Raw genomic sequence first — 12,541 nt, 5'->3', positions numbered from 1 at the left:
TCGGTCGCTCAGGAACCGAAATAGGCGTTCATACGCTTGGCCAGCTTGAAGTCGAGTTCGGTAAGTCCGCCGGCGTCATGGGTGTTCAGCTTGACGTCGACGGTGTTGTAGACGTTCGACCAGTCGGGGTGATGGTCGAGCTTCTCGGCGGCAAGGGCTGTGCGGGTCATGAAGGCGAAGGCTTCGCTGAAGGTCTTGAACTCGAAGCGTCGCGACATCGACAGGCTGTCGCTGGCAAGTGTCCAGCCGCCGAGCGAAGCCAATCCGTCCTTCAACTCGGCAGGCGTGAGTTTCTCTCTGGTCATTTCGCGCTCCCATGGGTAATCGAGTATCTGTTTCAGAGCGCTCGCTGTCTTCGAATGCAAGAGGCTCTAGGTCTGTTCTAGGCAATTCCTGACGGAACGCCGCTTTCGCGGTTGTCCTGGAATTGCTGCAGCATAGCGCGGGAACGATGGTCGAGAAGCCGGTAAAATCCATCCTGTTCGTCTGCCTGGGCAATATCTGCCGGTCGCCGTTGGCCGAAGGCGTGTTCCGCGCCGTGCTTGCCGAGCGTGGGCTTGAGACGGCGTTTTCGATCGATTCGGCCGGCACCGGGGGCTGGCATGCGGGCTCGGCGCCCGATCCGCGCTCGATCGCCGTCGCCCTGCATCACGGCATCGACATATCCGAGCAGAAGGCGCGCAAGGTGACCTTGGACGACTTCGACGACTATGACCTCATCCTCGGCATGGACGGTTCGAATGTCGACGATTTGCACCGCCTTGCGCCGTCAGGTTCAGTGGCGCGAGTCGAACTGTTCCTCGGCCATGCGACCGGGCGGGCAAAGGATGTTCCCGATCCCTATTATGGCGGCGAGGGCGGCTTTCTCGACGTCTACCGCATGATCCGCGAGGCTTCCGAGGCGCTCGCCAGCCGGCTCGCCGCAAGCGAGTCGACGCCGTTGAGCCGCCAGGCCTCCTCGACGATGTAGGGGCCGCCGCCGACGCTGTCGCGCGACGACATCAGAACGAAGCGGCCGACCCGGAACGGTACGGTGGCGAAATTGCCGCGTGCCGAGAGGTAATGAGCCACGTCGAGCGGGCTGGTGTTGCGCAGCCGGGCGAGCGTGACATGCGGGGTGAATTTGCGCGGGTCGGACGGTACGCCCAGGCGCTTGCAGATGCGTTCGATCTCGGCCTGCAAGGCGTTGAGTTCGGGCGAGGGGGTGACGCCCGCCCATACCGCATGCGGCTTCTTCTGCCCGAAAGCGCCGACACCCGAAAGCGTCAGCGAAAAGCTCGGGCGGTCGACACGGTCGAGCGCCTCGACGATCTCGTCGGCAACATGACCTTCGACATCGCCGATGAAACGCAGGGTGAGGTGATAGTTCTCGACGTCTATCCAGCGGGCGCCTGACAGCCCTCCCCTGAGCAGGGAGAGCGATAAGGCCGCATCACGCGGAACTTCGAGGGCGGTGAAAAGTCGCGGCATGGCCAGGCTCCCTTCTCCTCGAATCGAAATTCGTAGCCTCAGCGAATCATCGATTAGACGGCCGGGCAAGCTGTTTGTTCAGCCGTTGCTGAATAGACAACGTTTGTGACGGACAAGTGTTGCAGCGATGCATGGCTGCCGGTTAACGCCTGATCATTTGCCGGCAATCGCCTTTTCGACAGTCGGCAAGGCGCGCTCGACCATGCGGTCGATACCTGTCGCGTTCGGATGCATGCCATCCTCGAGCAGCAGCTTGGGATCGCCGGCGACGCCGTCGAGGAAAAAGGGATAGAGGGTGGCGCCGTACTTCTCCGCCAGCTTCGGATAGATGCTGCCGAACTGTTCGCCATAGGCGTGGCCGAGATTGGGGGCGGCGACCATGCCGGCCAACAGCACTGGGATTTTGCGCTCCTTCAGCCGCGCAAGCATCTTGTCGAGGTTCTGCTCGACCAATGCCGGGTCGATACCGCGCAGCATGTCGTTGGCGCCGAGTTCGAGGATGACCAGTTGCGTGCCGTCCGGGATCGACCAGTCGAGACGGGACAAGCCGCCGCTGGTCGTGTCGCCGGAGACGCCGGCATTGGTGATCACCACATCGTGACCGCGCCTGCGTAGCGCGGCCTCCAGTTTTTCGGGAAAACCCTCGCCGGGCCCAAGCCCGTAACCGGCCATCAGGCTGTCGCCGAAGCCAACGATGCGGAAAGGTTCCGCCCAGGCGGGAAGCGCGGCCGCAAGCATCAGCAGGGCTGCGGCAAAGAGTTGTTTGAAAGCCATACAGTCAGACCCGATATGACGAAGACGATCCCCGCCCTTCAGTTTCCATATAGGACGAATTTGCCGTGACAGAAGCCGTCATCGAACTGAGGGATGTATCGCTCACACTGGGCCAGGGGGCCTCATCGGTCCACGTGCTGAAAGGCGTGAGCCTGGACGTTGCTGCGGGCGAAGCGACCGGCATCGTCGGCCCGTCAGGGTCGGGCAAGTCGACGCTGCTGATGGTGCTGGCCGGGCTGGAGCGCGTCGACGCCGGCACGGTGAAGATCGCCGGCGAGCTGCTCAACGGTCGCAGCGAAGACCAGATCGCCGCCTTCCGCGGCCGCAACATTGGCATCGTCTTTCAGTCGTTCCACCTCATCCCCAACATGACGGCGCTGGAAAATGTCGCCGTGCCGCTGGAGCTTGCCGGCAAGCGCGATGCGTTTGCCATCGCCGAGCGTGAGCTCGCGGCGGTCGGCCTTGCAGACCGGGTGACGCATTATCCAGGCGAGCTTTCCGGCGGCGAGCAGCAGCGCGTGGCGATTGCCCGGGCGCTGGCGCCGGAGCCGCGCATCCTGATCGCCGACGAACCCACTGGGAATCTCGACCAGGCCACCGGCCGGCAGATCGCCGACCTGCTGTTCGCCAAGGCCGCCGAGCGCGCCATGACGCTGGTGCTGGTGACGCACGACCCGGCGTTGGCCGCCCGCTGCGACCGCCAGGTGGCGATGCGGTCGGGGCGGATCGAGACTGCGACGGTTGCGCCGCTGGCCGAAAAGGTTCGGGCATGAGGGTGGGTGTTGCTGCCGCTGTCGGTTGCAGGGTTGTGCCGGGCGCTGAAAGGTTTGCGGGACAGCGCCCCCCTCTGGCCTGCCGGCCATCTCCCCCACAAGGGGGGAGATCAGCTTTCATCGCGTCCTCGGCCAACTTTCAGTGTCGCAGCAAGAGTGGCGGGAGCGCCGCTTCTAATCTCCCCCCTCTAGGGGGAGATGGCCGGCGGGGCAGAAGGGGGCAACGTAGAGAGCTTAAGCTTCGGAATGAGGCGCTCCCATGCTGAAGGATCTGCCTCTCGCCTTCCGATTCGCCTCGCGTGAGATGCGCGGCGGATTGCGCGGCTTTCTCATCTTCCTGACCTGCATCGCGCTTGGCGTAGCGGCGATCGGCGGCGTCAATTCGGTGGCTCGCGCCATTACCGCGGGTGTTGCCAGCGAGGGCCAGGCGCTGCTCGGCGGCGACATACGTTTCCAGCTGATTCAGCGCGAAGCGACTGATAAGGAGCGCGCATTCCTCGATAGCCTCGGCACGGTTTCGCACAACGCCGGCATGCGCTCCATGGCGCGGCTGGAGGACGGCTCCGACCAGTCGCTAGTCGAGGCCAAGGCGGTCGACGACGTCTATCCGCTCTACGGCCAGCTGTTGACGGAGCCGGCGCTGCCGCGCGCCGAACTGTTCGCCGAAAAGGCCGGGGCCTATGGCGCGGCGGCACCCGATCTGCTGTTCGAGCGCCTAAAGCTCAAACTCGGAGACCGCATCAAGCTCGGGGCTGCGACTTTCGAGCTGAGGGCCAAGCTCGTCACCGAGCCGGATGCGGTGTCCGACGGATTTGGGTTTGCGCCGCGGCTTCTGGTGTCAATGGATGGGCTGACCGCTTCGGGGCTGATCCAGCCCGGGAGCCTGGTCGAGCACGCCTACAAGGTGCGGATGCCGGTGGGCACAAGCGAGGCCGAGGTGACGGCCGTGCGCGAGCGCGCCAACGCCGAATTTGCCGAGGCAGGCTGGAGCGTGCGGACCCGCACCAATGCGGCGCCGGCCCTGTCGGCAAATATCGAGCGTTTCTCGCAGTTCCTGACGCTGGTTGGCCTGACCTCGCTGGTTGTCGGCGGCGTCGGCGTGGCCAACGCCGTACGCGCCTATCTCGACGGCAAACGCGGCGTGATCGCCACTTTCAAGAGCCTAGGCGCATCGGGTGGCTTCGTGCTGTCGGTCTATCTGATCCAGATCCTGCTCATCGCCGGCCTCGGCATCGCCATCGGCCTCGTGCTCGGCGCGCTGATGCCGTTTGCGGCAAGTGCGGCGCTGCAATCGGTCATCCCGGTGCCGGCAGAGGCCGGCGTCTATCCGGCGGCGTTGGCGATGGCAGCACTGTTCGGCGTGCTCGTGACGCTTGCCTTCGCCATCCTGCCCTTGGGGCGGGCTCGCGATGTACCGGCGACGGCGCTGTTTCGCGAAATGGGCTTCGAAGGCCGCGGCATGCCACGCTTCGTCTATGTGGCGACGGCGCTCGGTATTGCCGCAGCATTGGCCCTGCTCGCCATCTGGTTCGCCGGCGACCGGCGCATCGCTACCATCTTCGTCAGCGCGACTGTGTTTTCGTTCCTGGTGCTCAGGGTGGTGGGGCTGGGCGTGCAATGGCTGGCGCGGAAAAGCCCAAGGGTGCGTTCGACGGCGCTGCGGCTTGCCATAGGCAACATCCATCGCCCCGGCGCGCTGACGCCTTCGGTGGTGCTGTCGCTGGGCCTCGGACTGACGCTTCTTGTCACGCTGGCGTTGATCGACGGCAATCTGCGCCGCCAGATATCAGGCAGCCTGCCGGAGCGGGCGCCGAACTTCTTCTTCGTCGACATCCAGCCCGGCGAGGTCGACGACTTCGCCAAACTGGTCGAAACAGAGGCACCCGGCGGCAAGCTTGTGCGCGTGCCGATGCTGCGCGGGCGCGTCATGGCGCTCAACGGTACCGAGGTGCAGAAGCTCAACGTGCCGCCTGAAGGGGCCTGGGTGCTGCGCGGCGACCGCGGCCTGACCTATGCCAAGAACATTCCCGAGAATTCGACGCTGTCGCAGGGCACGTGGTGGCCGGCCGACTATACGGGTGAGCCGCTGGTGTCGTTCTCGGCACAGGAAGGACGCGAGCTCGACCTCAAGCTCGGCGACACGGTGACGGTCAATGTGCTCGGCCGCAACGTGACGGCGAAGATCGCCAATTTCCGTGAGGTGCAGTGGGAAACGATGGGCATCAACTTCGTCATGGTGTTTTCGCCCAACACCTTTGCCGGCGCGCCGCACAGCTGGCTGGCGACGCTGACGGAGCAGAAGGCCGCTCCCGCCGACGAAGCGAAGATCCTGAACGCGGTGACGCGCAGCTATCCGGCGATCACCACGGTCCGGGTCAAGGATGCGCTCGATGTAGTGAACCGGCTGGTCGCCCAGCTCGGCACCGCCATTCGTGCAGCTGCGGGCGTGGCGCTGATCGCCTCGGTGCTGGTGCTGGCCGGGGCGCTTGCCGCCGGCAACCGCGCCCGTATCCACGATGCGGTGATCCTCAAGACACTCGGGGCGACGCGCCGGACGCTGATTGCGGCGTTCTCGCTCGAATACATGCTGATCGGGCTTGCCACCGCCGTCTTCGCACTTGCCGCCGGCGGTGTCGCGGCCTGGTTCGTGGTTGCGCGAATCATGACGCTGCCGTCGCAGTTTCTGCCCGAGGTGGCAGTTGCGACCATCGTCGCGGCCCTGGTGCTGACTGTCGGCTTCGGCCTGGTCGGCACCTGGCGGGTACTCGGCCACAAGGCGGCGCCAGTGCTTAGAACCGAGTAATTCGAGGCGCCTTTCAAGGCTTGATCAAGTGCATTTGTATGAGAAATGTTGTCTCACGTAGCGTTTCACATGGTAACGGGCCTTGTTCTGGCCTGAAATAAGCATCATATTTGGCCACAGGCATGCTGGAGTCCCGCCAGCGGCGCCTGGGCGTATGCCCGACACCCGACGGGGCAGAAGCAACAGAGGAAACCATGTCTGACTTCAGAAATTACCAGACGCGCATGGCGACCACCGGTGCCCGCACTGATGCGTCGATCGATGAAGGCCTGCGCGCCTACATGCTCAAGGTTTACAACCTTATGGGCCTGGGCCTGGTCATCACCGGTATTGCGGCGTTCGCAACGATGATGCTGGCGACCACTAACGACCCGGCGACCGCGGTTGCGACGCTGGGCAACGGCAAGATGCTGACCAGCCTTGGCGTGGCGCTGTACGGCTCGCCGCTCAAGTGGGTGGTCATGCTGGCTCCGCTCGGCATGGTGTTCTTCCTGAGCGCCCGCATCCAGTCGATGAGCGTCTCGGGCGCGCAGACCGCATTCTGGGTCTTCGCCGGCCTGATGGGCCTGTCGCTGTCGTCGATCTTCCTGGTCTATACCAGCGCAAGCATCGTGCAGACCTTCTTCGTGACCGCGGCCGCCTTCGGTGGCCTGTCGCTGTTCGGCTACACGACCAAGCGCGATCTGACGGCCATGGGCACGTTCTTCGCCATGGGCGTGATCGGTCTTCTGATTGCGATGGTGGTCAACATCTTCCTGCAGTCGTCGGCCCTGCAGTTCGCCATCTCGGCGATCGGCGTGCTGGTGTTCGCAGGCCTGACCGCCTACGACACGCAGAAGATCAAGGAAATGTACTTCGAGGGTGACGACGTGCTCGTTGCCGGCCGCAAGGCCATCATGGGCGCACTCACGCTCTACCTCGACTTCATCAACCTGTTCTCGTTCCTGCTGTCGTTCCTGGGCAACCGCGAATAAGCAGATTTCGAGAGTTGGAGCATCCTTTGCGTGTCCAGATGGCCACGCGGCGCTCCAAGCCTGGACCATCAGACTTTGGAAGGGCGGCCAATGGCCGCCCTTTTCATTTGCGCCGAGCTTTGCTCTAGTGGAGGCAGAAAAATGGACTGCCTAAAAAATGAGCATCACAATACGCCACGCGCTTGCTGACGATCTCGACCGGATCGCCGAGATCTATTCGGACGCCGTCGTCAACGGCACCGCCACCTACGAATTGGAGCCGCCGACAAAAGCGGAGATGCACAGCCGCTACGACGCGCTGACTGATGACGGCTACCCCTATCTGGTCGCCGAGCGCGACGGTGCGATCGTCGGCTATGCCTATGCCGGGCCATTCCGGGCGCGGCCGGCCTATCGCTTCATCGTCGAGGATTCGATCTACATCGCGCCCGAGGCCAAAGGTGCGGGCATCGGCAAGGCGCTGATGCAGGCGCTGATCGACGAATGCACTGTCTTGGGCTTCCGGCAGATCGTCGCCGTCATCGGCGACGGCCATGCGGCGAGCGCTTCGGTGAAGCTGCATGAGAGGCTGGGCTTCCATCATACCGGTCGCATGGAAGGCTCGGGCTACAAGCACGGGCGCTGGCTCGACACAGTGTTCATGCAGTTGTCGATGAATGGCGGCGCCACCACGCAGCCGGATCCGAACTCGACGCCGGAGCGCCGCTTTCGCGCCAAGGGCGGCAAGGGCTGAGGCCCGGAGCAGACGGAATACCGCTCGGCACTTTCCTGGAATTGCGCTATGCCGATCCGGAGATCAGCGGCACGAAGCGCACGTCGGCCAGCGCCTCCTCGGGGAAATCGTCGTCGGCCTGCCTGACGATGCGCACCAGCCGCTGATAGCCGAGCGGGCCAAGCGGCATGAGAAGCCGCCCGTCAATCGCCAGTTGCTGTTTCCAGGCCGGCGGCACCGTGCGTGAACCGGCTGCAGAAAGGATCGCATCGAACGGCGCCCCGGCTTCATGGCCACGGGTGCCGTCTCCAAGGATCACCGATACGTTGGCATAGCCGAGCCTCTGCAGGCGCTTTCGTGCCGCATCGGCAAGCACAGGCAGGCGCTCGATGCTGACGACACGCCCGGTGATCTCGGCCAGCACCGCCGCCGCATAGCCGGAGCCGGTGCCGATCTCGAGCACTTTGTGGCCCGGCAGCAGCTTGGCGGCCGAGATCATCAAGGCAACGATGTAGGGCTGGGAGATGGTCTGCCCCTGGGCGATGGGGATTGCCGTATCCTCGTAGGCGTAGTCGCGCAGGTGCTGCGGCACGAAGGCCTCCCGCGGCACGGCCGACATCGCCTCCAGAACGGCAACGTCGCTGATGCCGCGCCGGGCAATCTGGGTTTCGACCATTCTGAGGCGCGCCTGCCGGTAGTCGATCATGGCCTGCCTGCCGATCTCAATTAATCGAGTTCAGGCCTTGAAGTTCCCTTCGCGAGACCTTCCGTAGCGTCCGAAGGATGTTGCGGTGCGACATTCTTGCTGCATTGCACAAAATGCAAGGCACCTATGCAATATCAACACTTTAAAAGCGGGCGCTGCGGAGCTAAATATCAGTCATCGAATTTGTCGGGCCTACCTCCTCCCAGGTTCCGACGAATAGGTCAGTGTCTACCTCCTCCCAGGCGCTGGCCACAAATACGACACCCGCCGGACCTCCTCCCCCGGCGGGTGTTGTTTTTTCAGCCCCTCCCCAAATGCCCAAAAAGACCGACCTGGCCTCCTGCTGCTGGGCCACGGCGATGCAATGCGCCGGACAGCGCGCGTGCTGCAATCAGCACAGTGGCGTTCGGGTGGTCTTACAGGCTATAGGCAGTGCCAAGCGTCTCCCGGCCCAAGCGTCCAGGAGAAACGAAACGATAGCGCTCCGGCCAGCGACGAATGAGAACAACACGCTGACGCCTTGGGGTGGGTGAGGAACGAGGAAAGGAATTCAGCATGAACGTGACCAGCGAAACCGCTGCGCTTCTCGAGCGCCTCGGCGTTGCCAAGGCCGATTTCACCGGTGGCGACCTGATCGTGCGCAGCCCAGTGACGGGCGAACAGATCGGCGCGCTGACGTCGATCTCGACCGACGAAGCCGGCAAGGCCATCGAGCGCGCCGACAAGGCCTTCAAGGCCTGGCGCAACGTGCCGGCGCCGAAGCGCGGCGAACTCGTCCGCCTTCTGGGCGAGGAGCTGCGCGCCGCCAAGACCGATCTCGGCCGCCTGGTGTCGATCGAAGTCGGCAAGATCCCGTCGGAAGGCCTGGGGGAAGTCCAGGAAATGATCGACATCTGCGACTTCGCCGTCGGCCTGTCGCGCCAGCTCTACGGTCTGACCATCGCCACCGAGCGTGCAGGCCATCGCATGATGGAAACCTGGCATCCGCTTGGTGTCGTCGGCGTCATCTCGGCCTTCAACTTCCCCGTGGCCGTGTGGTCGTGGAACGCAGCGCTTGCCTTTGTCTGCGGCAACTCGGTGGTGTGGAAGCCGTCGGAAAAGACGCCGCTGACCGCGCTGGCCTGCGAGGCGATCTTCAAGCGTGCGGCAGCCCGCTTCGGCACCGACGCGCCCGAGGGCCTGTCGCAGGTGCTGATCGGCGACCGCGCGGTCGGCGAAGTTCTGGTCGACAACCCCAAGGTGCCGCTGGTTTCGGCCACCGGCTCGACCCGCATGGGCCGCGACGTCGGCCCGCGCCTGGCCAAGCGTTTTGCCCGCGCCATCCTCGAGCTCGGCGGAAACAATGCCGGCATCGTCTGCCCGTCGGCCAATCTCGACATGGCGCTGCGCGCCATCGCCTTCGGCGCCATGGGCACTGCCGGCCAGCGCTGCACCACCATGCGCCGCCTGTTCGTGCATGACAGCGTCTATGACACGCTCGTTCCGCGCCTGAAGAAGGCCTATGAGAGCGTCTCGGTCGGCAGCCCGCTGGAGAGCTCGGCGCTTGTCGGTCCGCTGATAGACAAGGCCGCCTTCGACGGCATGCAGAAGGCGCTGAAGGAAGCCGGCGAACACGGCGGCAAGATCACCGGCGGCGCCCGCGTCGACCAAGGTCATGACGGCGCCTACTACGTCAAGCCGGCGTTGGTGGAGATGCCCGGCCAGGTCGGTCCGGTTCTCGAAGAGACCTTTGCGCCGATCCTCTACGTCATGAAGTACTCCGATTTCGACGCCGTGCTCGACGCGCATAACGCTGTCGGCGCCGGACTGTCGTCGTCGATCTTCACGCTCGATCTGCAGGAGGCCGAACGCTTCCTGTCGGTCGAGGGTTCCGACTGCGGTATTGCCAACGTCAATATCGGCACCTCGGGCGCCGAAATCGGCGGCGCCTTCGGCGGCGAGAAGGAAACCGGCGGCGGTCGTGAGTCCGGCTCGGACGCCTGGCGTGCTTACATGCGCCGCGCCACCAACACGGTGAACTATTCCAAGGCACTGCCGCTGGCCCAGGGCGTGTCGTTCGACATCGACTAAGCCGCAGCCAAGCCTGCCAAACATCAAGCGCCGTCCGCCAACGCGGGCGGCGCTTTTGTTTGTCGGGTCAGATCGCAAGGTCGGGGACTGTCCAGCCGGCCAGTTCGGCCTGTGCCGACGAGGCGATGGGCAGCAGCCGGCGCGTCTCCAGGTCGAAGCAGATGGCAACCACCTCCATGGTGCCGAAAGCGCGGCCGGAGAACGGATCGAGCATCCAGTTGACGATGTTCATGGTGCGGCCGTCGGCGCGGGCAAGGCCGGAGCGCACCTCCCAGCAGTCACCGCTTTCGGGGAGATCCTGCAGCCGGATCAGGAATTCGAGTGCTGCGGCGCCGAAATGCGGGCCGCTGCGGTCGCTGTGGCGGGCGCAGAGTTCGCGCAGCGGCGTGATGATGTTGCGGACGCTGTCGGCGACGGCCGCGACGAAGGCTTGCGGCTGCATCCTTCCATGGGGATCGCAGGATTGCTGGAACACCGCGCCTTGGCCGAGAAGGCTCAGCCCGAGGTGTTCGGCTCGGGCGCCCGAGGCCGTCGTCATAGCGGGCAACTCACCCACGCTGCGCGCCATGGCCAGCCTCGGTGTTTCCACCAGTTCGGTCGCAATGCGCGCGGCAAAGGCTTCCGGCCATGGCCGTGCGATACCGTCCACAGCGGCGGCATGGCTGAGCCCGACGCGAAAGGTTGCGGCGCAGTCGCCGGTGGCGCTGTCGAACATCATGGCGACGACCTCGGCCGAAGTGTCACCGAGGGCAGTGAAGCCGGCTGAGATATGCATCGACGTTGCGGCGCGGGCCTCACGCAGGAAGCGAATATGCATGCTTTGGACGGCGAGTGTCGTCGCGGATACGGGGGCGAACAGGTGCGGCAGGCCGGCGAGGCCGAACAGCATGGCGATGGCCTCCATGCAGCGCGCCACATAGAAGCGCGTGTTCATATGGCCCATCTCGTCGCATTCCCAGGTGGCGACGCCGCCGCGCCAAACATCGCGCAGCCCTGACATGCCCGCCGTCATGGACTTCCTCCCCGTGCTTCCCGATCAGGCGTAGCGGCAACTGTCTGCCGGTTCATCGTCGCATCGGACGATGTCCAGGCGGAGCGGCTTCGATGCGGCAGATCAAAGAATTTGTCGCAGCGTGGTCTATTTTCGCTGCGGGGCCATCGATGCTATCAGTGGCCTCCGAAGAATAGGGTCGCGACGCTTGGTCGGATTTCGCCGCAGAGGAACAAGGTTCGGGGTCGCGCTCGCCGCGGCGCTGATGCTTGTCCTGCAGACGGCGGCGGCAGCACTCGCGCTTGGCCAGGGCACGCCGCCGCTCGACATCTTCGGCAATCCGCTCTGCATCACCTCCGCCAGCGGCCACACAGCACCCGCCAAGAGCGAGCATCCGAGCCTGCCCGAATGCTGTACGCTCGGCTGCAATATGTTCTCGATGGCCACCGGCTCGCCGCCGGATGGTGCGGGGTTCCGGGTCGAGCGCCCGCTCGAAGCCAGGATCGTTTTCCAGTCGCCCAGGCTCGATCCATCGATTGCGCCGGAGCATGACCCCGGCAATCCGCGCGCCCCGCCTGTGGCCTGACATGGACTGCCGGATAGAGCTTCTGGCGCAATTCACGACGCATCGCTTTTTTCGTGGAATTGCTCTGGCAGCGGCCGGACGACAACCCCCAATTCAGCCTATCCTGCGCCGCATGCATCGGCGCAACATCACGACACAGGAGTCTTCCATGACCCGTTCCGCTCGCGCCTCTTCGCGCCCGCTTTTCCGCAGCTTCGAAGAGCGCTTCGGCATCGCCGTCTTTGCGCTGCTGATGCTGTTCGCCTCGACCCACCAGCTGCTCGCCCATGGCTTCAAGCTTGGCGATCTCGAGATCGGCCATCCGTGGTCGCGCGCTACCCCTGCCGGCGCCAAGGTCGCGGCCGGTTATTTGACGGTCAAGAACAGCGGCAGCCAGCCGGACCGGCTGGTGTCGATCCAGTCGGACATTTCCGAGAAGGCTGAGATCCACGAGATGGCCGTCGACGCCAAGGGCGTGATGAAGATGCGCCAGATCACCGAAGGTGTCGAAATTCCCGCCGGCGGCGAAGTCGCGCTCAAGCCGGGCGCCTATCACATCATGTTCATCGGCCTGAAGGCGCCGGTCAAAGAAGGCGACAAGTTCTCGGGCACGCTGACCTTCGAGAAGGCCGGCACCGTTACGGTCGAGTTCCAGGCCGACAAGCTGGGCGGCCAGAGCCAGGATCATTCGGGTCACTGACAT

13 protein-coding genes are annotated in these 12,541 nt (G+C 64.5%); 8 read left to right on the top strand and 5 right to left on the bottom strand.

What is annotated here, in order from left to right:
• Nucleotides 1-8: 8 nt before the first annotated feature.
• Nucleotides 9-305 (bottom strand): 4a-hydroxytetrahydrobiopterin dehydratase, encoded by a 297-nt coding sequence (locus B015_RS0124430; protein ID WP_026227678.1) that lies wholly within the window; start codon nucleotides 303-305, stop codon nucleotides 9-11.
• Nucleotides 306-451: 146 nt separating this feature from the next.
• Between B015_RS0124430 and B015_RS0124425 the strand changes: the two genes are divergently transcribed.
• Nucleotides 452-970 (top strand): low molecular weight protein-tyrosine-phosphatase, encoded by a 519-nt coding sequence (locus tag B015_RS0124425; protein WP_018430382.1) that lies wholly within the window; start codon nucleotides 452-454, stop codon nucleotides 968-970.
• Here the strand turns inward: B015_RS0124425 and thpR are convergent.
• The gene (thpR, locus tag B015_RS0124420; protein WP_026227677.1) at nucleotides 874-1,470 is read right to left on the bottom strand and encodes an RNA 2',3'-cyclic phosphodiesterase; all 597 of its coding nucleotides are present in this window, start codon (nucleotides 1,468-1,470) and stop codon (nucleotides 874-876) included. The two genes, B015_RS0124425 and thpR, sit on opposite strands and share 97 nt — an antisense overlap.
• A gap of 153 nt (nucleotides 1,471-1,623) precedes the next feature.
• Complete coding sequence (locus B015_RS0124415; RefSeq protein WP_018430380.1) at nucleotides 1,624-2,244, bottom strand: arylesterase; 621 nt, start codon at nucleotides 2,242-2,244, stop codon at nucleotides 1,624-1,626.
• Between the two features lie 65 nt (nucleotides 2,245-2,309).
• Between B015_RS0124415 and B015_RS0124410 the strand changes: the two genes are divergently transcribed.
• The 4 genes from B015_RS0124410 (at nucleotide 2,310) to B015_RS0124395 (ending at nucleotide 7,527) form a co-directional block, all read left to right on the top strand.
• Nucleotides 2,310-3,017, top strand: coding sequence for an ABC transporter ATP-binding protein (locus B015_RS0124410; protein WP_018430379.1), 708 nt, complete (start codon nucleotides 2,310-2,312; stop codon nucleotides 3,015-3,017).
• A gap of 259 nt (nucleotides 3,018-3,276) precedes the next feature.
• Nucleotides 3,277-5,820: an ABC transporter permease gene (locus B015_RS0124405; protein WP_018430378.1), complete on the top strand. Its 2,544-nt coding sequence runs from the start codon at nucleotides 3,277-3,279 to the stop codon at nucleotides 5,818-5,820.
• Nucleotides 5,821-6,014: 194 nt separating this feature from the next.
• Entirely contained in the window at nucleotides 6,015-6,794 is a 780-nt protein-coding gene (locus tag B015_RS0124400) for a Bax inhibitor-1/YccA family protein (protein ID WP_026227676.1), read from the top strand.
• Between the two features lie 157 nt (nucleotides 6,795-6,951).
• Entirely contained in the window at nucleotides 6,952-7,527 is a 576-nt protein-coding gene (locus B015_RS0124395) for a GNAT family N-acetyltransferase (RefSeq protein ID WP_018430376.1), read from the top strand.
• Nucleotides 7,528-7,573: 46 nt separating this feature from the next.
• Here B015_RS0124395 and B015_RS31545 read toward each other — a convergent pair whose 3' ends face one another.
• Nucleotides 7,574-8,212 (bottom strand): protein-L-isoaspartate(D-aspartate) O-methyltransferase, encoded by a 639-nt coding sequence (locus tag B015_RS31545; RefSeq protein ID WP_018430375.1) that lies wholly within the window; start codon nucleotides 8,210-8,212, stop codon nucleotides 7,574-7,576.
• Between the two features lie 555 nt (nucleotides 8,213-8,767).
• Here B015_RS31545 and B015_RS0124380 point away from each other — a divergent pair.
• Nucleotides 8,768-10,282 carry an aldehyde dehydrogenase family protein gene (locus B015_RS0124380; RefSeq protein ID WP_018430374.1) on the top strand — a complete coding sequence of 505 codons (1,515 nt, stop codon included), beginning with the start codon at nucleotides 8,768-8,770 and terminating at the stop codon, nucleotides 10,280-10,282.
• Between the two features lie 67 nt (nucleotides 10,283-10,349).
• Here B015_RS0124380 and B015_RS0124375 read toward each other — a convergent pair whose 3' ends face one another.
• The gene (locus B015_RS0124375) at nucleotides 10,350-11,294 is read right to left on the bottom strand and encodes an acyl-ACP thioesterase (RefSeq protein ID WP_018430373.1); all 945 of its coding nucleotides are present in this window, start codon (nucleotides 11,292-11,294) and stop codon (nucleotides 10,350-10,352) included.
• A 244-nt stretch (nucleotides 11,295-11,538) separates the two neighbouring features.
• Here B015_RS0124375 and B015_RS32785 point away from each other — a divergent pair, with 244 nt between their 5' ends.
• Both B015_RS32785 and B015_RS0124365 read left to right on the top strand, forming a co-directional pair.
• Nucleotides 11,539-11,859: a hypothetical protein gene (locus tag B015_RS32785; protein WP_040457115.1), complete on the top strand. Its 321-nt coding sequence runs from the start codon at nucleotides 11,539-11,541 to the stop codon at nucleotides 11,857-11,859.
• Between the two features lie 148 nt (nucleotides 11,860-12,007).
• Nucleotides 12,008-12,538: a copper chaperone PCu(A)C gene (locus tag B015_RS0124365; RefSeq protein WP_026227673.1), complete on the top strand. Its 531-nt coding sequence runs from the start codon at nucleotides 12,008-12,010 to the stop codon at nucleotides 12,536-12,538.
• Nucleotides 12,539-12,541: the final 3 nt, after the last annotated feature.

The organism is Hoeflea sp. 108, from assembly GCF_000372965.1.
GTDB lineage: Bacteria > Pseudomonadota > Alphaproteobacteria > Rhizobiales > Rhizobiaceae > Aminobacter.
This window is presented reverse-complemented; position numbering and strand designations above follow the sequence as displayed.